Origin of the sequence: Peribacillus sp. NPDC096448 (assembly GCF_044762675.1) — a bacterium.
Classification (GTDB): domain Bacteria; phylum Bacillota; class Bacilli; order Bacillales; family DSM-1321; genus Peribacillus; species Peribacillus frigoritolerans_B.
Window position 1 is genome coordinate 1 of sequence record NZ_JBIWEU010000032.1, and the last position, 20,591, is coordinate 20,591.

Here is a 20,591-nt window from a genome sequence, read left to right on the forward strand (position 1 = left end):
TATCAAATTTTTTCATAAAAAAAGATAGCCTTCTGCAGAAGACTACCCAACAAAGCTAAATATAAATTATTAAATAATACCTGAACTTGCTATGTAACTTGAATAACTCCCTTTAAATTACCTAATTCGACGCCCTTCTAAATATTCCCTCTTATTGCACTAAACTGCCCCTTTAGTTCATTAAGGGTTTTCACTTCATTTTCTGAATGTATGATAATGTATAGGTTCTTACATTCAAAAAGCCAACGGAATCGTTGGCTTTTTGTCTAAATAATTTACAACTGGTTTTCGAAGTTATCGTTAGATTTACCTATGGTTAATGTTAAGTATTTTCTAGAGGTAATAAGATTAATAAACGAGAAACATAAGGATATCGAGGCAACAATAAAGACAACTACTATGCTATATTGTTGGCCCAATATTCCCATCATCAGAGTTGATATGCCGAATGTTACCATGATTAAAGAACTCTGTACTGCATATACCTTAGCCAAAAGTTTCTCCCTGACTAGACTTTGGATGATTGTATGAATAGAAATCATCCTCAGTTCTTCGAATAAACCAAACATGCCAATAAGCAAAAGAGAAAAGATGGGATTTACATTAATTCCAAATAAAAGAGTCATTAGAAAAACCATAAATCCTCCAAGCAATAGCACGTTCTGAATATTTTTGTTTATGAAATCAGATTGCCTATATGCAAGTATTCCAGCTAGAAATAATCCTAATAATAAAGAGGTGTTTATATAGCCCCACCACACAGTTCCTACACGTAGCCTTTGGTCTATAAAAGGGTATAGAATGGATGATACCCATACTGGACTAGCTATAGAACCAAAAAATAACGTTAAATGGAGGACACGCAGCCTCTTATCTTCTACGATTAGTCTCCAGCCTTCAAACATTGAAGTCATTTTACTTCCCTTTACTGATAGTTCTTCAAGTTCTTCAGATTGTTTCTTTTCTTTGAATTTAACGAATGCCAGTAAGCATGTAGATAATACATATAAACTAAAAGTTAATATTAATAGCCCATTAGAATGCAAAAAAGCTGCTAATATACCACCTCCGGCCCATCCACCCATCTGAATGAATTGATGTATAGATGACATAAGGCTATTTGCTTTTAATATGTTTTCTTCCGTAACAAGTTGAGGTATTAATGCACTACTTGCTGGATTAGCGAAACTATCTAAAAAAGTGATAAAGAAAATAATTATATAAATCGTTATAATCGTATCTTTCGATAAAAATAATGATACGTACAGGGTTAGCACAAGTAAAAAACAAGTTTGAATTAATTGAGAGTTTAATAAAATTTTTTTTAACTTGTATCGATCTATAAGAAGTGGTGCTAATAATCCTCCTAAAAACCCTCCAAGCATATTACGGGGACCAACGAAACATAAAATAAAGAATTTGTTACATTGTAAACACTTGTTATGAGCGCAACAATATAAAAAACATCTCCAGCATTTGCTAAAGATTGTCCAGCCATCAATACATTAAATGATTTATTCTTCAATGCAAACAACCCCTCTTATATAATTTTCTGAGAGAAATAATATTTGTTTACATTGGTTTCACTCCCTTGAGACTTTTAGATATTTATTAATGAATAATTCTTGTATTCATTGGGATATTTAGTGAAAAATCTAATATAAGAGGGGTTGTTGTTTATTTGTAATGGTAATATTTGTATAAATAATGATAACACATAAAAATTCTTTTTATAAGTGACAATAAATTTTGTCATTTGAATTCTAAATCTCCAGAATTGCTCCAAATGGATATTCTGGATGGAACTATATTATCAAGACCTAAACTATTTAATAAATAAAGGAGAGCACATATTAGCCATGGATAATATGTCTCTCCTTTTATCTTTTATAGAACTAACGCACCCGTTAGTTTAAGTGTAATGTTTCACAAACTTTCATAACGAATGGTTTCTGTTTTGTTTACTGTTTTATAGGTCTTTCAAAAATCAATTCATAGTATGTCCCTACTGCAACTCCTGAAGTTGCAAAGTCAGGAGAGAAAATTTGAACAAAACGCCAACCTTGATTTGCGTAATTTTTAATTACTTCTCGATAGTCTTCATTAGGTTTACCAGATAACTTTTTAAACTCTATTTTTATAAACTTGTATTCATACATTTATTTGTCCTCCTTTTGATTATGCTTCGTAAACAGAAATAAGGATGTGTGTAATTTAACTATTAGTACGTGTAGCTTTGAAATAAAGTTTGATCAAAAGTGAGCTGCAAACGTTGATTTTATAATAGAAGAAACCCACCCATTTTGAAAAAAGATTGATCAAAATGAGTGGGTTAGGTTTTTACTCACGATTAATTTTTATAAAAAAGATTGATCATTTTATTCTTCGATTATCAGGAAATTCTCATGGTTGTATCGTATAAAATCACTTATTCTCTTAATAGTAAGACGAGCTGTTTCATTAAACTTGATATGCAAAGGATTAATTGATTCTGAAAGTTCCCCAGTACTGTCAAGATCCTCACGTGTAACAGCAAACTTCTCTAAAGTATTGGGACAATTATATTTTTTAAGAACTAATTCAGTTTCTTCTAGGAGCAGATACATGGGCTCTTCCCCAAAATACTGTAATCCAGTTTTGATTGCTGACCAAATTTTAGGTTGGGCCATAAAATAGGCACTCCACCAATAGAACTCACACTTTGATTCAATTGCATGATCATAATATACATGAAATACAAACAACGCTTTCTGTCCAGTGGTTAGCTCTTTATAAAAAAGTTCTTTTGATATGGAACTATTCTCTGGTTGTTTAGCCATTCTTTTTTTATACTCCAGAATCAACGGTTTAAAACAAGCATTAAGCAAGGCTTCATCAGCTAAGAAATCGAACTCTTGTTTTCTAATATGAATTATCATCAATTATCACTCCTTAAATCAATATACAGTGATTAGAAAAAGAATCGGTGTAGTATATACAATACTTTACAGTCCTTTTTAATAAAGAGGATTCAGCATTATCCTTAACTTACGTTTCCGTGTTTTGTTGTTAGGAACCCATATTCTTAAGAAGTAATAGTATAGATATTTAAAATAAAATTTTCGATGCCTCAGCTGTAAACGGTACTAATTCTTCCACACGACCATTACGGATCTTGTCTGCCCAAGCTGGGTCTACCAGTAAAGCGCGTCCCACAGCTACTAAATCGAATTCTTCGCGATCAAGCCTCTCGATCAAGCCATCAATATTGACATTTTGAGCTCCTTTGCCTTCTGCAAAAAAACTAATAAACTCTGTATCAAGACCGATTGAGCCAACCGTAATCGTCGGTTTACCCGTCAGTTTCTTTGTCCAACCTGCAAGATTGAGAGGTGAACCTTCAAATTCAGGTTCCCAGAAACGACGGGTTGAACAATGGAAAATATCAACTCCAGCATCTACTAAAGGAAATAGAAATTGAGCCAATTGCTCAGCAGTTTCGACCAATTTAGCCGAAAATGGTCTTCTTTTCCATTGCGAATAACGGAATATAATAGGAAAGTCCGGTCCTACGGCACGCCGGCACTCCTGAATAATCTCAACAGCAAAACGTGTACGATGAATAAAGTTACCACCGTAATGATCGGTGCGTTGATTGGTTTTCTCCCAAAAGAATTGGTCAATTAAATAACCGTGTGCCCCGTGGAGTTCAATTCCATCGAAACCCAGCCTCTTAGCATCCGCCGCCGCCTGAGCAAACGCCTCCACCACTGCATCGATTTCTCGGTATGTCATAGGCAAATTTACTATAAGGCCTTCATCAGTTATTCCCGATGGGCCAATCGGGAAGGATTCTGGATTTGGCAGCTTACCAATACTGCGCTGTGTACCAACATGCCAAAGCTGCGGTATAATCCGACCACCTGCTTCATGCACTGACTTCACAATCTTTCCCCATCCGTTTAATGCTTTGTCACCATGAAAATGGGGAACGTTAGGATTTGACGAAGCAGCCGGGTGATTGATCACCGTGCCCTCGGTCACGATCAGCCCTACGCCCTTTTCTGCTCGGCGCCTGTAGTAATTTAGAACATCATCACCTGGAACCCCTTCTGGTGAAAACGCTCGTGTCATTGGTGCCATGACAATACGGTTAGATAATTTCATATTGCCTAATGTAAAAGGTTGAAACAAGGATTGAACAGAGTGAGCCTGATTCATAAATACCTCCTAATGGCTTAGTCTATAGAAAATAAAGTATTAAATGTTGCTTTCATGATCTCTTGACATAATAATTAATTTAGTAAATAATTTATTCTTATAATAAAGTGATGGGGGTTTGAATTGGATGAATACAGACAATAACAATCTAGATATTAATATCGATAACATAACAAAAGAACTTGCTCTCGCATTCGGACAGTTGAGACGTGTTGGGCATGTATTCAATCCTTCTAATGGTCTCAGACAGAGCGAATTAAACTTGCTTGTTTACCTGACCTATCTATGTCCACCGGGCGCAACTGGCATCAAAGTTTCTGATTTAAGTAAACAAATGAAAATCACCTCAGCAGCTGTGACACACGTCATTCAACCACTTGAAAAAAATGGGTATATTACTCGCACGATGGATCCCAGTGACCGACGCTCTATTCTTGTATCAGCCACCAAAGACGGACACGATTTTATTGAAGCAAGGGAGAAAGAGTTGTTTGAACGTTTTCATCATTTGAGCGAACATCTAGGTGCTGATGATGCGCAACATCTCATACAGATTTTAAATAAATCTATAAAATTTCTTAGCACTTACCAAGATAGTGATGAATTAAAACTATAGTCCGATTACGGATTATGGTTTTATTTATGGGTAGTTTGGTAAGATCCTTCTTCGATCTCTCTGAGAATTGAGTTGGCATTGGGTCTCCATTTTAATTGTTGTTCTGCTCGTAATCCAGATACTCTTTGATTAATACTGGACCCCCAAGCAGTAGGTCCGATTGCTTTAACTGCCTCTTCATAACTCCACGATTCTATTTTATCTACACCGGCTATTTTTCCAACAGATCTCATAAGCTCTTTGGTCGTAATTAATTCACTGGAAGTTGCATTAAATAGCGAACCAGGTTTTGCCTGCAAATAAGCGCATACATAAAGTCTTGCCAAGTCATCGATATCAATTGTTGACCACGCGTTTTGTCCATCATTAATATATTTTGCAGATTGAGATAGCTTCGCTCTTCTAATAGTTGCTTGAATTAACCCGCCTCCACGTCCGTAAACTAGAGTTGGTCGGATTACAATCGTACGGATATTACGTAGGGCAGCTGCCAGCACTTTTTGTTCCTGATCCACTTTCCATTGCAAAAAAGGTAAGGGATTCAAATTTGATTCTTCATCAACAACATTCTGAAAAGTATCGTTATAGATTAAGGTTCCACTTGTATAAATGAATGGATTTCCAGTACCTTCTAAACCTTCTAACATTACATTAACTGAGGATACGTCAAGCATTTCCATATCCGGGGTATGCGATATTGCTGTATGAACCACTCCGTCGACTTTCCTTACACTTTCCTCCAGCAAGGATAGATCCGCAAGACTTCCTATAATCGGTGAGATTCCCATGTTAGCCAACTGCATGGCTTTCCCTTTTGATCTTACGAGTCCAGAAACCTGATACCCTTGGGATAGAAAATGTTCAGCTACTACTGATCCGACATACCCTGTAATTCCTGTAATAAATACTTTCACGCCAAACCCTCCTTTGAATTATATTTAATTTACTAACTAATTTATTATGTATATTATTTAGTGAATTTATTTTATTGTCAATACTTGGGTAAAAATTAAAATTTAAAAAACCCCATCCCAATCAAGGGACGAGGTGTAGATTTAAAACAAAGTTTGATCAAATTAATCCAAGAAACCTTGATAAATGAATAAATAGAAAGAGCATGTTTTGAAAAAAGATTAATCAAAACATGCCCTTATACTATTTAATTGGATTATTCTTTTATAAAAAAGATTGATTTATTTTTGTGTTCCTTAATCAACTAAAGCACCCGTTAGTTTAAGTAGAAACCTTGATAATCTCCATTGAGTAAACCCTATTTGAACATAAAACAAAAAAAGACACTAAATATTTTTCTCACCATTTCTTCGGACTGCGACATGATTTCTTTCATTTTTTCATTAAGTTTATTATATTTAATATGAAGGTAGAAGTGACTAAAAGGAAGGCGAATTGTTTTGGCTATAATAGATATTGACCAATTGCTTTTAGATACTGAAGAAATTGCCGAAGAGTCTATTCCATTCCATCTCGAAACATTTGACATTGATCAATTATTATATAAAACGGATAACTGGTAAAGAAAAGCATGCCCAAAGTGGATATGCTTTTTTCCCTTTTAATATTCCACAATGGATTCAAACAATTTACAAAGATATGGGGTTTAGTGGTAAGCCCTCTTTATAGAGAGGTTTTATTTATTGAATTGGTATAAAATGTATTTGATTGGAAGACAATAATATTACCAGCTACTCCACTATTCCAACTTAAAAGGCCTTCTCATAATCGAGAGGGACTTTTTTGTTTAATAAAGGTAAATCAAATTTTAGGTCTAACCTTCTTAACTAATGTAGATTTGAAACAAAGTATGATCAAATTAATCCAAGAAACCTTGATAAATGAATAAATAGAAAGAGCATGTTTTGAAAAAAGATTAATCATTTTTGTGTTCCTTAATGAACTAACGCACCCGTTAGTTTAAGTAGATTTCTTCACAAGCTTTTAAGTATTTCAGTTAATACAGGAATGCTGCCCCGATAGTTGCATTAAGAAAAAGCTACCTTAAAGACATATTTGATCTTCAGCTAAAAACCACCAACCAAGTCCTTTCCAATATGTTGTAGCTAAAATCGTATTTTTATAAACGATTAAACTTTATTCAAAACCGTACTTAGTTAACATAAACTATTAATTTAACTTTTCATTACTATTACTGCCATATTGATATAAAATTAGAAATGCACAAAAGGGATTTTATAACATTAAATCTCTTATAACAAGGAGTTGTATTATTTGATAGCTGTAGAAATTTTATATGATGGTTCAAACATTAAAGGGTTCACAGTAGAAGGGCATGCTGAGTACGCTCAATATGGTGAGGATATTGTATGTTCTAGTGTTTCAATTTTAACCATAGGAACTATTAATTCAATTATAAGGATGTGTAAGAAAGAAATAAAAATTGAAGAAGACGATGGGTATCTCCAAGTACTCTTACCAAAAAGTATAATGAAAATGGATGAAGCTAGAATCTTATTGACCTCTATGCTCTATAATTTAAATGACTTAGAGCAAAATTACCCAAACAACATACAAGTATTAACAAAATAAAATCACAGGCACCTGGATGGTATGGCGGCAGGGCCATTGTTTTCGTTTATTTAAAGCAACCTATACCATGTGGTTTGAAATCCTGCGAATAAGCGAGTATTCGTGAGCATTATCTATTAAACTGAGGGAGTTCATTAAGGAAAACCCAAATCAAGTATTGATTTCAGTTTATCATTTTTATAAACGATAAGATTAGGGTATTAAACTAACTGTAGCTTTGAAACAAAGTTTGATTAAATTAATACAAGAAACCTTGATAAATGAATAAATAGAAAGGGCATGTTTTGAAAAAGGATTAATCAAAACGTGCCCTTATAATATTTAATTGGATTATTCTTTTATAAAAATGATTGATCTTTTTGTGTTCCTTAAACGACTTGGAACAGATTCCATTCGTTAAGCAAATACTTACTATTAAAGGAATCAGCGAGATTATTTACAATGGGAATTTTAATCGTTTTGTGATAACTCTTGGAGAAGTAAAGTGAAAGTATGTTGGTTGTCTTCTAATTTCAAAAAAAATTTTTTATCCGTATCTTCAACAATTATGTTAGCTTCTTTTGCAAGTGCTCTTCCCTTATCAGTAACATGTAAAACTTTTGCCCGGGTGTCATTGGGGTGGATTTTGCGTTCTACAAGACCTTTATTTTCAAGGGTTCTTAACACTTGGGAAGTCATCATCACATCTGTTTTTGTAAATTGAGATAAGACCGATTGTGTAATTTGTTCATTTGTATCATCGAGTACGCTACATGCTGCTAGTAAAACAAACTGAACATGAGTTAAGTCAAGAGTTTTAAGTTTAGATTTTATCTTTTTTTGCCATAAGTTAGTAACCTGCCATAAAAGAAATCCTGGACTATCTATAGGGTTTTCATAATTAGAATCAAGAAAATTAGACATTTTTCTTCTCTAAATCAAGATTCAACGCTTGCTCAGCAAGGTTGTTCATTGTTTCAGGAATATCTTTAGTAAGGAATGGCCCAATTTTGGCACCAATCTCTTTTGCCCCTGGTCCAGAAATTACAACTCTATGTGTAATACGAACACCGTTATTCTCGACTGAAGTTAGCTTATGTACAAAACTCATTTTAACTGCTTCCGTGAGACTAGTTTCGCTTGTGAATTTAACTTTATCGTTTACATCTACAAGTTTAAAGCATACTTCTTTCTGTCCCACAGGTAGCATTGTTCCTTTCGTACCTTCAGAAAAGTTATTTTCCAGGCTAACACTTTTAAGGCTCTTATCCCAATCCGTCCATTTTTCAATATTGCTGTATAAATCCCAAATTGCCTCTTTACTTGCTCTAGTGTCTACACTATGTTCATAAGTCCACAAAATAAAAACCCCATTTCAAAATATAATACTATGCACGAATATAATAAGCGCGCATAGTAAAAAAGTCAATTAAAATGTTATAATTATCCATCGATGGTACATTTTTTTATAAAAAGATTGATCATTTTTTGTATGCCTTAATCAACAAACCTGCCCCGTTAGTGCCATAAGAAAAAGGCTGCCTTAGCAACCTCTCTTATTGAAGTAAGGCACCTGTTAGTTCAAAAGATTTAGTTAGATTTGTTATTATAGCAATCTTCACAAATTAGTTTTCCTTCATTTTGCAAATAAGCTTTTATTTCAGTCATACCTTTTCGCTCTGGGTAACGCATCTTTATGAAAACTACATCATTACCTTTTATTTCTTTATCACATTCAGAACATTTTGGTATTACTTTAAACATTTATATCCCCCCAAAAGCAATCTGTTATTAAATACTACGGATAACTATGCTAAAAGTTTCTTCTGCAACTATCCTGCCCCTATAGCTCCATAAAAAAAGAGCTGCATAACAGCTCTGATAATTACCTATAGCATTAAGAAGTACATTAATTCCATTCCTTATTTTTTCAAATGATAAGGTACAGTTGTTACTACCACGTCTCTTCGAAACAGTAAGAAGGCGCGAATAAGAAAACTTGATTGATTGTGAAGAATATTGTGCCAGCCTTTTTTGGGAATAAATTGTGGAATAACAACAGTTACCTGATAATTCCCTTCCCTTGCTTTATTCTCTACAGTATCAACAAATTTGGTAAGTGGGTTGATGATACTTCTATAATGAGAGTGCAGTGTCACCAGTCTTACTTCAGGTTGCCATTTCTTCCATTTTTCTTCAAATTTCTTCTCGTCTTCTCTTTCAAATGCAACATACACTGCAATAATTTGTTGAGGAGAAAGCGATTTAGCATAATTTAAGGTATTTTCTACAACATGAGTCATGCCAGCAACAGGCACTATCATAACATTACCGTCAATGGTCGCAGATGGTTCACAAGTTGTAAGCCTAAGCTGGTCTCCAACAGCTTCATAATGCTTTCTAATTTTATGAAAGACAAAGACAATGATAGGTAGAAAAATTAAGATTGACCAAACCTGTGAGAACTTTGTTAAAAAAAACATTAATGTAACGGTTAAGCTAATAACGGCACCCGTAGTATTAATAATGAATTTTGGAACCCACCCCTGCGGCTTCTCTCGTAACCATTTAACCATCATACCCGACTGAGACAAAGTAAATGGAACAAATACACCAACTGCGTAAAGTGGGATAAGATGCTCCGTTTCTGCCTGAAAAGCAAGGATTAAAATGATTGAAGCAATTCCAAGTATGATAATCCCATTAGAATATCCTAATCGATCTCCTCTAATAAGAAACGCCCTTGGAATAAACTTATCCTTTGCAAGATTTACTGCCAACAATGGAAAAGCAGAATAACCAGTATTCGCAGCAAGGATTAAAATCAATGCTGTAGTTCCTTGTATAAAGAAGTACATGAAATTCCGGCCGAAAGTTTCTTCGGCAATTTGGGAAACAACGGTTACCTCTCCACTAGGAGAAATACCATAATAATAGGCTAAACATACAATTCCTGAAAACAGTATGGCAAGCAAGGCTCCCATCGCCATTAATGTTTTAGCAGCATTATTAGGTGCTGGGTCTTTAAAGTTAGGAATGGCATTGGATATGGCTTCAACCCCTGTTAAGGCGGAACTTCCTGAAGCAAACGCCCTTAAAAGAATGAACAAACTGATTCCCGCCACAGGTGTACCTATTGGGGTGTGCAATTCAGGCGAAACTCCTCCAGTTAGAATATTATAAATACCCACACCAATTAATATTAACAACGCTAAAACGAATAAGTAAACGGGATAGGCTAATATTGAAGCAGATTCCGTTACTCCTCTTAAATTCAAAATTGTAATAAAAATGACAAATACAATGGCAATTTCCACATTAAAGTTGTGTAAAGTGGGAAAGGCAGATGTTAAAGCATCAGTCCCAGCAGACACACTTACAGCAACAGTTAGTATGTAGTCTACCAATAGGGAACCTCCAGCTATTAAACCTGGATTTACACCTAAATTGCTCTTTGAAACCACATACGCTCCACCGCCATGAGGATAAGCAAAAATGATTTGTCTATAAGACAATATGAGAGCTGTTAAAAGAATTAATACACCAACTGCGATAGGAATTGAATACCAAAATGCTGCTGCACCTACCGTAATCAATACTATCAAAATTTGTTCAGGACCATATGCCACTGATGATAGAGCATCAGAAGAAAGGATTGCTAATGCTTTCTTTTTGTTTAACCTCTGTTCTCCTAATTCATGGGATTTCAGAGGTCGCCCAATTAACATCCTTTTTAAAAGTGAAATCATTATTCAAACCACCCTAATATTTTTTATGAGTTAATATTTACTCGTACATACAGTATTTACTCAAAAGAGCAATAAAATTTTAAAGGAATGCAAAAAAGTGCCTACAGAATAGACCTGTAGGCACATCACTTTTCGTGTGTCACAAGCTCCACCTTCCTTCTCATTTAACGCTTACGAGGTTAGCTGTCGGATTCGGACCTTGAGTAGCCCTACCTTTAAAGGATTCACCCCTTGGGTATAATAACACCCCACAAAAATGGTTCCCCCGTACCTATGGTTTCAGCGATTTAGAAATTGAAACTGTGATTATAATACTCCTGTGTTCAGCAATTGTAAATGAATTTCATGTAAAAAAAGATTAAAACTCAGGAAAACGGATAGGTTAAATAACTACGTTTCTACGATAAAGCAAGAAGGTACGAATCAGTAACTCGATGGGTTATGAAGAATTATATTGTGCCACCCTTTGGACGTATGAAATCCTGCGAATAAGCGAGTATTCGTGAGCATTATCTATTAAACTGAGGGAGTTCATTAAGACTTATTTTAGAGTTAACACAAACTATGTATTAGTGATCGGCTTTTTTCTTATCAAAATCTCCCCATAACCAACTAAAAAGGGAATGAAATGCTACGAAACAGAATGCGTATGCTAAATTCTCTAACCAATGTATCGTTTGCCCCCTGAAGTATTGCAGACCAGAGCTTGCAATATACATGAGTATGAAACCCACTATAATTATGATATTTGCTTCTTTTTCTTCGATAATAGATCGGTTGATCTTTTGTTCTTAGTGACAAAGAAAGAACCTATAACAAATATAACGATAAGCAGCGTTAAAAAGAATTGTGAACGGAGTGAATCAATAAATGGCATCGCTACAAAAACACCAGTGATCGCGATGATCGTGGCATATGTCAAGTAAGGAAATAACCACATTCTTATTTTCAGTGCTTCAGGGTTTTCTTTTTCATATTTTCTTCTCATTCGCAGTTGGGAGAAGGCAATCACCAGATAAACAAGAAGCGCTACCCCTCCAGAAGCATTGACTAAAAAGAGAAATATTTTATCAGGAGATAGGTAATTGAACACCACGCTAATATAGGAAATAACGGTACATCCCAAAATAGCAGGAACTGGTACCCCATTCTTTTTTACCTTTAAAAACATACGGGGAGCGTCACCCTTTTGTGCCATAGCAAACAACATACGGGAACTTGTGTAAAGACCTGAATTCAAGCAAGAAAGCACGGCTGTCAGAACAATAAAATTCATGATTTGAGCTGCAGCTGGTATGTTCACAAACTCAAGTACGGAAACAAAGGGATTTTCCAGTAGAGTTTGCGAATCCCATGGGAGAATAGTAACCAGTACTAAAATTGAACCTAGATAAAAAATTAAGATTCGATAAATAACGCTGTTTGTCGCGACAGTAATGGCTTTTTCAGGATTTGGTGTTTCTCCTGCTGCAGTTGCTACAATTTCGCTCCCCATAAAGGAGAACATAACGAGAGTGATTCCCAAAAATATAGCATTGATTCCATTCGGGAAGAATCCTCCTCTATGTATAAGATTGGAAGTCCCTGGTGATTCTATACCGGGTATGAAGCCGAATATGATGGCCCCTCCAAGCAGCAAGAATAGGACAATACTTACTACTTTAATAAGGGAGAACCAATATTCAAACTCGCCAAACGATTTAACAGAATACAGGTTAGTCAGAGTTAATAAAAAGGTAAGGACAAGACTGACCGACCAGGAAGGCAAAGAAGGAAACCAGTACTGAATAATGTTTGCTCCTGCAATTGCTTCAACGGCAATAACAATGACCCAGAAAAACCAGTATAGCCAGCCGATTGTGTAGCCAGCCCACGGGCCCAGCGCTTCCCGGGCATACGTGGCAAAAGAACCGCTGGATGGGTTGACTATTGACATTTCTCCCAGCATGCGCATGACCAAAATTACAAGTAGTCCTGCCAGTGCATATGAGATGATAGCACCGGGACCTGCCACATTAATTAGTGAGCCACTTCCAATAAATAACCCAGCACCAATAATTCCTCCGAGAGAAATCATGGTAATATGCCGAATTTTTAACTCTTTCTTTAATTCAGGTTGTTGATGATTCATTTTCTAAATCCTCCTCTATAAAAAAAGTACTATAATGTAAGCACTTCATTTAAATAAATTATATGATAATTCAAAATATACACTTTTGTCTACCTTTCCCAAAAGTTAAAACCTACCATTTATACAATGTTGTTTATTTTATTAGTCTGATTGCACTATGTTGTTATATCTTCTTCCATAAAAATAATTTTTGTTGATTTTATAACAAATTGGCCTAACATAGTGAGCTCGTAGAGCTCCAAACTCCTAATTTTGAGCAAAATTCAAAGTTAATTTCAAAAGGGGTTCGGAATGCCTAAATTACGAACCCCTTTTGTCGACAAACTGAGAGTTGCTAAAGCAACTCCCTTATTAAGCACCCGTTAAACTAATATATATCGTTACATATTTATATTTTGGGTGTGTAAAGTTCGCAACGGGTAGGCTTTCGTCAGCCGAACTGATACGGTAAATTCTTACGCCTTTTTGCCGAGCTTCTAACACTTTCATCCTTACTAATTCGAGTGCTATTCGACTAAGAGAGAGCCCTTCAGTTCCATTAAAATGGAACTGTCTAGCCTTTACCTGAGAAATGTGACCATCCTCAATTTAAGCTAGAAACATTTCGCACCATTAAATGGCCCGATTGCTGAACAAAGATCAAACAGGACTCTTCCACTAAACTGCCCCGATAGTTCCATAAAGAAAAAGCTGCCTTAAAGCTCCGGTCTTCAGCTAACGTACGTGCAACTGGTAGTTGACAAAATGCATCTGTAATAAGGTGGAAAATAAGTGTTAATTCTGAGATGATTTAGTTATCTAAAGAAAGGAGATCATACATATGACATTTGGTGAAAAACTATTTAAATTAAGAAAAGAAAAAGGACTTTCTCAAGAGGCCTTAGCCGAGAAATTGAATACAACAAGGCAGGCGGTTAGTAAGTGGGAAAATAGTCAGGGGTTCCCCGAAACCGAAAAGCTTTTAATGATTGGAAACTTTTTCGAGGTGTCAATGGACTATTTATTAAAAGATACAGTTGAACAAGGCAAAGAAGATGAAAAAGGGTTTTATGTAAGTAAAGAAATGGCAGAAGGTTTTTTATCATATCAACGTAAAACCTCTAAGTATGTTGCTCTTGGGCTTAGTCTACTTATTTTATCTACTGTACCTTATTGGACTTTTAATGAGAATACAGCGATTGATACATTCTTTATCATTCTGCTTGCTGCGTTTGGAATTGTGATGATTGTGACCGCAATATCTGTAGAAGATCGCTATAAAATTCTTAGAAAAGAGGTTTTATTATTGGATCATAACTATCTAAAAGAATTGTCAGTAAGATACGATGATAATAAGAAAAGGTATGCTGTTGTAATGATAGTGGGAGTTTGCTTATTTGTCGCAGGTGGAATACCCTTTTTATTAGAGAGAAAAGATATTGTTTCCCAAGTGTTAGTGCCCTACTATCCATTTTTTATAGGTCTAATTGCAGTTGGTGTTTATATTTTAATTCGTACCCTACCAATATTAGATTCGTATAAATTATTGGTGCGAAATGAGGAGCATGTAAATAGGTTGAGCTTTAAGCTTCTAAAGAAAGGAAGAAAAAAATTAGAGGATATTTAAAGTAAATTAATTTTCAGCAAGGCTATCTCCTATAAGAGATGGCCTTACTTAGTTCAAGAAAGTTATACAACTTCACAGAAATAGATTTTTTTCTTTGCCATAACAGCGAATATTTTTACTGCGATTGGGTCAACACCACTTATCTTCATCTCCATTTTTTCACTCTCCTTTTTGAACAAAAACTAAATCAAGGTTCTCCATTAACTAGGAAGAGAAAATTTCTTTCAGGTGATATCATCACTTATAAATTATCGTATTATACCTGTAGTTACCCTCTTTTATACGATTCCGAAATTAATAAAGTTTCACTCTTTAGTAAACTATCCTGCCCCGTTAGTTCTATAAGAAAAGAGCTGCCTTAAAGACAGCTCCGATCTTCAGCTAAAGCACCCGTTAGTTTAAGTGCCATATTTCACAATCTACATCTTAATGAAACAAAACAAGGCAGTGCATTGTTTAAGTTCGCTACCCATTCATTAAAATGATATGGATTTTACAATTGCTTCTGTAACTGTTGAAGAAATAGAAATATATCATTAGCTTCTATAATTGAACAACTTAAATTCATTACAATTCTATCATTGATTAAAAGTTCCTTATTCTCATTGTTGTATACAATACTAATTTGCTTAAAAACATGCCAAGGAAAATAAATCGATAAGAACTCCTTAGAAAAGAAAACCCCTTTTTCAGTAATTGTGATTCCATTTGTTCCTATGCCCATATAGGTATTAACATAAGCAATTAATGTTTCATTTTCTCCTAAATTATTTTTCTTCATTAGAGAAATTCTTGTTTTATCTGAAAGAGAGTCTGAAGTTCTTATATCTACGTTTAACATTGTACACAACAAGCAGTCCTCATTACCTTTAAACGTACTACATATACGAAGCACATTATCAATATTTATTGAAAAATCACTTAAACTCCTTGTATTTAAAGATAAGAAATCTTGATTTTCAATGCTATTTTGCTTTATTTCCTCTAACAAAAGAACAAGAAGATTTTGAGGATATGTAGTACCTGCAAGCATTAAAGGTTTCATGTTATCTAGATAAAGATAATCTTTTTCTACTTTGATATGGTCTATTTTCTTTAAAAACTCCCAAGAAAAATTACCTTTTCCTTGTCCTAATGACAATTTCCAATAGGCACCCTTTTCTGTAAAACAAAATCCAGAATTAAATCTACAATGTAAAAATGCAATTATAGTTTCTCCAGAGGGTATATTATATTTTTTGTTTATATAACTTAACATTTTCTCTGGAATATATTTATAATAAAAATCCTCATCTTGGTAAAATGCCAATATATCGTAAATATTCGTCTTTGTTTTACAAGTCATTTAATTCCCACCCTTTTCCTTTTTATGTAATTACGTTTAGAAAAGGATAAAGTTTCAAACACATCTGAGTAATTTTTTCATAAGCTAACCTGCCCCGATAGTTCCATAAAGAAAAAACTGCCTTAAAGACAGCTTCTGATCTTCAGCTAAAGCACCTGTTTGTTTAAGTATATTTTTAAACTGACTTGTAATATCTTTTTAATTGAATATAATAACGCTATATTAAAGCGTGAAGGGACTGAACTATGCACAGATATCAATATCTAAACCCCAAATGTTGAAACAAGAAATTTCAAAACAAAATGGAGGTAAAAATATTGATTACCGAATTACAAACTGAACGATTAGTATTGAAAAAAATGGAGGTATCAGACTCCTCTAGCTTATTTAAAATCTGGTCTGATTCTGAAGTCACAAGGTTTATGAATATCTATAGTTTGACTGATGAAAGTCAAGCAATAGAAATAATTGAAATGCTTGATGGCTTATATCAAGAAGACAAAGCTATTCGCTATTCGATCATTCAATCAGAGTCAAATCAAATTATCGGTTCTTGTGGCTACAATTCCTTAGACTTCGAGAATTTAAAAGCAGAAATCGGTTATGAACTTGGTAAAGAATACTGGGGTAACGGATTTGCTTCAGAAGCCATTCTCGCATTATTGGATTATGCGTTTAATACGCTTAATCTCAATAGGATTGAAGCAAATGTCGAGCCTGAAAATAGTAACTCAATAAGACTTTTGGAAAAGCTGCATTTTCAATTTGAAGGTACCTTAGGAAAGTCCGAGAAATCAAAAGACACGTTTATTGATTTAAATATGTATTCAAAATTAAAAACTGATTAACATAATTGTGAAAAGCCTATATTCATATAGAATATAGGCTTTTTTGGCAATCTATTAATTATTTTTCTATCTAATATATCTTTTCTTATAGAACTAACCTGCCCCGATAGTTCCATAAAGAAAAAGCTGCCTTAAAGACAGCTCCGATCTTCAGCTAACGCACCCGTTAGTTCAAGAAGTTTAATTTGTAAATTCGTTCGTGTTACGATTTAAAATCTGAAAATAAGTTATTGCAGCAGTTACAATGCACAATACACCACTCACTAACCAAATATAGAAAAAAATTTGACCACCAAATGTGGGAGAATTAAAAATAAAATAACTAAGTAAGAATAATACTCCACCCAAAAAAGATAAATAATAAGCAAATCGTTTATGCTGTTGCTTTAAGAAATGGTATCCCATAAGAATTAACAAATATAAACTGCTTACTACCATAATGACAGGAAAAGTAGGTTGAAATTTAACTGCGTATATAAAGTAGTCAAGTTGTGATATAGAGCTACTACTATTTACCTCACCGTATAAAAATTGAGAAAATGGTGTTGAGTACTTCCAGTCCCAAGGATTATCTATAATTGCACTACCCTCATATAAAGCAGCAACAGTAGAAATTAAAAGGAAAATAGAGGCTATACCAAACTGAAACAAAAAACTAAACCTAAACATATTAAACACCCTCAATTATTTTTAAAAATTCTTCTTCACACTTACTTTAAATTTAACATTAATTTCAATTATAAACATTAAAATCCTTTTAATCCTAACCTGCCCCGTTAGTTCCATAAATAAAAAGCTGCCCTAAAGACAGCTCTGATTTTCAGCTAACGCACCTGTTAGTTCATTAACAAAACATAATTATTATTGGTCAACACCAATATTTACACCCCATAGTCTCTGAACACCCACTAATTCCTGTTCATTGAATTCCATTCTATAAATATCAGGTTTTGATGTGCTATGTAAAAAATCCAAGTCATAAGTGCTATCGAAATATCCCATCATCAAGGTCATAACTGCCCCGTGAGTACCTATCACTACTTTTTTATCTCTAAAAGTATCTAATAGTTCTTTTAAGACTTTTATAGCTCTTTTTTGACAATCAGCATTTGATTCTCCTCCCTCTAAAGAGAAATTTGATTCGAAAAATGACTTCTCCAAAAGTGGAACCAATTCCTTATCAGATACTCGATTGTCTTCAGAAGAAAATATCCTCTCTTTTAAATCTTCAAACACTAAAACTTTTTGCCCTATTTGTTGAGCTAACTTTTCAACAGTTAAAATTGAGCGTACGTATGGACTTGAAACAACTGCATCAACTTCTTCATCCTTCATTATGTCAGTTACTCGTTGGGCATCTAAATAACCTTTTTCGGTTAATCCTCTTGTTCTTTCATTTCCTTCTTTTGGCGACTCACCGTGTCTCACCATATAAACAAATGTACTCATAATATATTTTCCCCCCAATGTGTTTCTCTTATTTTTCTCCTTATTCACGATCGATTATCTTAAGTTAATTATACTAATTAAATTCCACTATTTGTTGCCAATTCCTTATTCCTTATTCAACTAAACTGCCCCGATAGTTTAAGTACTATCATTCACAATCTCAATAGAGTAGAACCTATTGAGACACATTCAAAGTACCTCTAAATTAGGCTATATAATGTTTCATAAGACTTGTATCAAAATGCTTATCGTTGTAAATGCGCATTTTCCTGACTCTACCCCATGCCAATCAAGGTAAGATATCATAATACCCCCAGAACGAAAATTTTGTGCATTTTACCGTTTTGGGGTAACTCGTTATTGTTAGCTTGATTTATAAAGAACAACAAAAATTGAGTGGGATACGGCTGTATTAATAGCTATGTCATAGAAACCATGACATTTTGACACTACCGTATGTGACAGAAAAACACTTAGAATCAAAGAGCAGTTTTTAACGCATTAACAATAAAATGAGGAGGGGAGATTTTCATTGTGTATGATAAAAATATAAAGAGGCGTGAAAGGTAGAAAAACAAACCAGTAACAAGAATTGTTTTAAGGAAAAGAAGTAATTTCTAGGGTTAACATACATGTGGAAAAAGAGGAATTTACCGTTTGTTAGGACACAATAGCGTTTGTTTTAGGAACTAGAATAAATTTATCTTAACAGTAATAAGAGAATTAATGGTTTAAACTGGGGTCCTTAGAGCATGTCAAAAAACTAACAAGTAAGTATTTCAGGAGGGTTATATGAAAAAGAAAATGATTAGTGCACTTGGTGTTTCTGTTACAGCTCCCTACAATACAAATCAAATAGCGGAATGGTTAGAAATGCATGCAAAGCCTTTAAAAACAACTAATCCAACTGCATCTTTTAATGATTTAAAACCACTTAAGAATATGGTAGGTTCAGCTTCAATTGTAGGTTTAGGTGAAGCTACGCATGGGGCTCATGAAGTTTTTACAATGAAACAACGCATTGTTAATTATTTAGTATCTGAAAAGGGATTTATCAACTTAGTTTTAGAAGAGGTATGGGACAGAGCTTTGGAGCTTGATCGATATGTTCTTACTGGTAAGGGAAACCCAAGCCAACATCTATCACCTATATTTAACACAAAAGAAATGTTAGATTTACTTAGTTGGATTCGACAATATAATGCTAATCCAAAACATAAATCTAAAGTGCGTGTCATTGGGATGGACATTCAATCAGTAAACGAGAATGTTTATAATAATATAATAGAATATATAAAAAGAAACAATTCAGATCTTGTGACTAGAGTAGAAGAGAAGATAAAAGGTCTTATTCCTGTAACAAAGGATATGAATACTTTTGAGAGCCTTACGAAAGAAGAAAAAGAAAAGTTTATTTCAGATGCTAAACAAATCAGTGCTTTATTAGAACAAAATAAAAGTTATCTAAACGGAAAATCCAAAGAGTTCGCCTGGATAAAACAAAATGCTCGTATTATTGAACAGTTTACTACAGTGTTAGGATCACCTCCTGATAAACCATCGGATCAATTTTTGAAACATGATATTGCAATGTATGAAAATGCGAAGTGGACTGAAGAACATTTAGGGAAAACCATAGTTTGGGGACATAATGGACACGTTTCGAAAACAAGTATGATTCCTTTTATATACCCTAAAGTAGCTGGGCAGCATTTAGCAGAATATTATGGGAAACGGTATGTATCTATTGGAACATCAGTTTATGAAGGACAATATAATGTCTATAATAATGATGGTGAATTTGGCCCATATGGAATATTAAAATCAGATGATCCAAACAGTTATAACTACATTTTTGGACAGGTCAAAAAAGATCAATTTTTTATTGATTTACGTAAGGCGAACGGCGTGACAAAAACTTGGTTAAACGAACAACATCCAATTTTCGCTGGAATAACTACCGAAGGCCCTGATATACCAAAAACTGTTGATATATCATTAGGTAAAACGTTTGATATACTTGTTCAAATTCAAAAAGTGAGTCCATCTCAACTACATCAATAAATTTGTAATAATGTGGCTTAACGAAGTGTAGTATTGATG

Annotated in this window: 19 protein-coding genes and 1 riboswitch; of the genes, 6 read left to right on the forward strand and 13 right to left on the reverse strand. The window is 34.1% G+C overall.

Annotation, left to right across the window (positions count from 1 at the left end):
- Positions 1–275: 275 nt before the first annotated feature.
- From ACIQ0C_RS25945 to ACIQ0C_RS25960, 4 genes are all read right to left on the reverse strand, one after another.
- On the reverse strand, positions 276–1,385 hold the full coding sequence (locus ACIQ0C_RS25945; protein WP_403065415.1) for an MFS transporter: 1,110 nt from the start codon (positions 1,383–1,385) through the stop codon (positions 276–278).
- Between the two features lie 576 nt (positions 1,386–1,961).
- The gene (locus tag ACIQ0C_RS25950) at positions 1,962–2,159 is read right to left on the reverse strand and encodes a DUF4177 domain-containing protein (RefSeq protein ID WP_403065418.1); all 198 of its coding nucleotides are present in this window, start codon (positions 2,157–2,159) and stop codon (positions 1,962–1,964) included.
- A gap of 219 nt (positions 2,160–2,378) precedes the next feature.
- Positions 2,379–2,918, reverse strand: a complete 540-nt coding sequence (locus ACIQ0C_RS25955) for a hypothetical protein (protein ID WP_403065421.1) — start codon at positions 2,916–2,918, stop codon at positions 2,379–2,381.
- A 169-nt stretch (positions 2,919–3,087) separates the two neighbouring features.
- Positions 3,088–4,200, reverse strand: a complete 1,113-nt coding sequence (locus ACIQ0C_RS25960; RefSeq protein WP_403065424.1) for an NADH:flavin oxidoreductase — start codon at positions 4,198–4,200, stop codon at positions 3,088–3,090.
- A 127-nt stretch (positions 4,201–4,327) separates the two neighbouring features.
- Here ACIQ0C_RS25960 and ACIQ0C_RS25965 point away from each other — a divergent pair, with 127 nt between their 5' ends.
- On the forward strand, positions 4,328–4,816 hold the full coding sequence (locus ACIQ0C_RS25965) for a MarR family winged helix-turn-helix transcriptional regulator (RefSeq protein ID WP_403065427.1): 489 nt from the start codon (positions 4,328–4,330) through the stop codon (positions 4,814–4,816).
- 20 nt (positions 4,817–4,836) lie between these two features.
- On the opposite strand, the gene ACIQ0C_RS25970 is transcribed toward ACIQ0C_RS25965, so the two are convergent.
- Positions 4,837–5,730: an NAD-dependent epimerase/dehydratase family protein gene (locus ACIQ0C_RS25970; RefSeq protein WP_403065430.1), complete on the reverse strand. Its 894-nt coding sequence runs from the start codon at positions 5,728–5,730 to the stop codon at positions 4,837–4,839.
- Positions 5,731–6,228: 498 nt separating this feature from the next.
- Between ACIQ0C_RS25970 and ACIQ0C_RS25975 the strand changes: the two genes are divergently transcribed.
- The gene (locus ACIQ0C_RS25975; RefSeq protein ID WP_403065433.1) at positions 6,229–6,351 is read left to right on the forward strand and encodes a hypothetical protein; all 123 of its coding nucleotides are present in this window, start codon (positions 6,229–6,231) and stop codon (positions 6,349–6,351) included.
- 712 nt (positions 6,352–7,063) lie between these two features.
- Positions 7,064–7,381, forward strand: coding sequence for a ribosomal-processing cysteine protease Prp (locus tag ACIQ0C_RS25980; RefSeq protein WP_403065436.1), 318 nt, complete (start codon positions 7,064–7,066; stop codon positions 7,379–7,381).
- A gap of 450 nt (positions 7,382–7,831) precedes the next feature.
- On the opposite strand, the gene ACIQ0C_RS25985 is transcribed toward ACIQ0C_RS25980, so the two are convergent.
- The 5 genes from ACIQ0C_RS25985 to ACIQ0C_RS26005 form a co-directional block, all read right to left on the reverse strand.
- Positions 7,832–8,284 carry a MarR family winged helix-turn-helix transcriptional regulator gene (locus ACIQ0C_RS25985; protein ID WP_403065439.1) on the reverse strand — a complete coding sequence of 151 codons (453 nt, stop codon included), beginning with the start codon at positions 8,282–8,284 and terminating at the stop codon, positions 7,832–7,834.
- Positions 8,277–8,720 carry an SRPBCC family protein gene (locus ACIQ0C_RS25990; protein WP_403065442.1) on the reverse strand — a complete coding sequence of 148 codons (444 nt, stop codon included), beginning with the start codon at positions 8,718–8,720 and terminating at the stop codon, positions 8,277–8,279. Before ACIQ0C_RS25990 ends, ACIQ0C_RS25985 begins: the two co-directional genes overlap by 8 nt.
- A 230-nt stretch (positions 8,721–8,950) precedes the next feature.
- On the reverse strand, positions 8,951–9,124 hold the full coding sequence (locus tag ACIQ0C_RS25995; RefSeq protein ID WP_402844642.1) for a Fe3+ hydroxamate ABC transporter substrate-binding protein: 174 nt from the start codon (positions 9,122–9,124) through the stop codon (positions 8,951–8,953).
- 158 nt (positions 9,125–9,282) lie between these two features.
- Positions 9,283–11,109, reverse strand: coding sequence for an APC family permease (locus ACIQ0C_RS26000; RefSeq protein WP_403065445.1), 1,827 nt, complete (start codon positions 11,107–11,109; stop codon positions 9,283–9,285).
- 152 nt (positions 11,110–11,261) lie between these two features.
- Positions 11,262–11,404: riboswitch (cyclic di-AMP (ydaO/yuaA leader) on the reverse strand.
- A gap of 444 nt (positions 11,405–11,848) precedes the next feature.
- A complete protein-coding gene (locus ACIQ0C_RS26005; protein WP_403065448.1) occupies positions 11,849–13,240 on the reverse strand; it encodes an amino acid permease in 1,392 nt (463 codons plus the stop codon).
- An 820-nt stretch (positions 13,241–14,060) separates the two neighbouring features.
- Between ACIQ0C_RS26005 and ACIQ0C_RS26010 the strand changes: the two genes are divergently transcribed.
- Positions 14,061–14,846 (forward strand): helix-turn-helix domain-containing protein, encoded by a 786-nt coding sequence (locus tag ACIQ0C_RS26010; protein ID WP_403065451.1) that lies wholly within the window; start codon positions 14,061–14,063, stop codon positions 14,844–14,846.
- Between the two features lie 493 nt (positions 14,847–15,339).
- On the opposite strand, the gene ACIQ0C_RS26015 is transcribed toward ACIQ0C_RS26010, so the two are convergent.
- Positions 15,340–16,191, reverse strand: a complete 852-nt coding sequence (locus ACIQ0C_RS26015; RefSeq protein ID WP_403065454.1) for a hypothetical protein — start codon at positions 16,189–16,191, stop codon at positions 15,340–15,342.
- A gap of 317 nt (positions 16,192–16,508) precedes the next feature.
- On the opposite strand from ACIQ0C_RS26015, the gene ACIQ0C_RS26020 reads away from it, so the two are divergent.
- Positions 16,509–17,039: a GNAT family N-acetyltransferase gene (locus tag ACIQ0C_RS26020; RefSeq protein WP_403065457.1), complete on the forward strand. Its 531-nt coding sequence runs from the start codon at positions 16,509–16,511 to the stop codon at positions 17,037–17,039.
- Between the two features lie 180 nt (positions 17,040–17,219).
- Here the strand turns inward: ACIQ0C_RS26020 and ACIQ0C_RS26025 are convergent, their stop codons facing one another.
- Together ACIQ0C_RS26025 and ACIQ0C_RS26030 are read right to left on the reverse strand one after the other, a co-directional pair.
- Positions 17,220–17,708, reverse strand: a complete 489-nt coding sequence (locus tag ACIQ0C_RS26025; protein WP_403065460.1) for a YjdJ family protein — start codon at positions 17,706–17,708, stop codon at positions 17,220–17,222.
- A gap of 192 nt (positions 17,709–17,900) precedes the next feature.
- On the reverse strand, positions 17,901–18,488 hold the full coding sequence (locus ACIQ0C_RS26030) for a histidine phosphatase family protein (RefSeq protein WP_403065463.1): 588 nt from the start codon (positions 18,486–18,488) through the stop codon (positions 17,901–17,903).
- Positions 18,489–19,280: 792 nt separating this feature from the next.
- Here ACIQ0C_RS26030 and ACIQ0C_RS26035 point away from each other — a divergent pair.
- Positions 19,281–20,552: an erythromycin esterase family protein gene (locus tag ACIQ0C_RS26035; RefSeq protein WP_403065466.1), complete on the forward strand. Its 1,272-nt coding sequence runs from the start codon at positions 19,281–19,283 to the stop codon at positions 20,550–20,552.
- Positions 20,553–20,591: the final 39 nt, after the last annotated feature.

What these genes read in the sequence shown, in the direction of transcription:
- ACIQ0C_RS25945 (WP_403065415.1), bottom strand. Translation starts at nt 1,385, where the DNA reads ATGCTTGGAGGGTTTTTAGGAGGATTATTAGCACCACTTCTTATAGAT.
- ACIQ0C_RS25950 (WP_403065418.1), bottom strand. Translation starts at nt 2,159, where the DNA reads ATGTATGAATACAAGTTTATAAAAATAGAGTTTAAAAAGTTATCTGGT.
- ACIQ0C_RS25955 (WP_403065421.1), bottom strand. Translation starts at nt 2,918, where the DNA reads ATGATAATTCATATTAGAAAACAAGAGTTCGATTTCTTAGCTGATGAA.
- ACIQ0C_RS25960 (WP_403065424.1), bottom strand. Translation starts at nt 4,200, where the DNA reads ATGAATCAGGCTCACTCTGTTCAATCCTTGTTTCAACCTTTTACATTA.
- ACIQ0C_RS25965 (WP_403065427.1), top strand. Translation starts at nt 4,328, where the DNA reads ATGAATACAGACAATAACAATCTAGATATTAATATCGATAACATAACA.
- ACIQ0C_RS25985 (WP_403065439.1), bottom strand. Translation starts at nt 8,284, where the DNA reads ATGTCTAATTTTCTTGATTCTAATTATGAAAACCCTATAGATAGTCCA.
- ACIQ0C_RS25995 (WP_402844642.1), bottom strand. Translation starts at nt 9,124, where the DNA reads ATGTTTAAAGTAATACCAAAATGTTCTGAATGTGATAAAGAAATAAAA.
- ACIQ0C_RS26000 (WP_403065445.1), bottom strand. Translation starts at nt 11,109, where the DNA reads ATGATTTCACTTTTAAAAAGGATGTTAATTGGGCGACCTCTGAAATCC.
- ACIQ0C_RS26005 (WP_403065448.1), bottom strand. Translation starts at nt 13,240, where the DNA reads ATGAATCATCAACAACCTGAATTAAAGAAAGAGTTAAAAATTCGGCAT.
- ACIQ0C_RS26010 (WP_403065451.1), top strand. Translation starts at nt 14,061, where the DNA reads ATGACATTTGGTGAAAAACTATTTAAATTAAGAAAAGAAAAAGGACTT.
- ACIQ0C_RS26015 (WP_403065454.1), bottom strand. Translation starts at nt 16,191, where the DNA reads ATGACTTGTAAAACAAAGACGAATATTTACGATATATTGGCATTTTAC.
- ACIQ0C_RS26025 (WP_403065460.1), bottom strand. Translation starts at nt 17,708, where the DNA reads ATGTTTAGGTTTAGTTTTTTGTTTCAGTTTGGTATAGCCTCTATTTTC.
- ACIQ0C_RS26030 (WP_403065463.1), bottom strand. Translation starts at nt 18,488, where the DNA reads ATGAGTACATTTGTTTATATGGTGAGACACGGTGAGTCGCCAAAAGAA.
- ACIQ0C_RS26035 (WP_403065466.1), top strand. Translation starts at nt 19,281, where the DNA reads ATGAAAAAGAAAATGATTAGTGCACTTGGTGTTTCTGTTACAGCTCCC.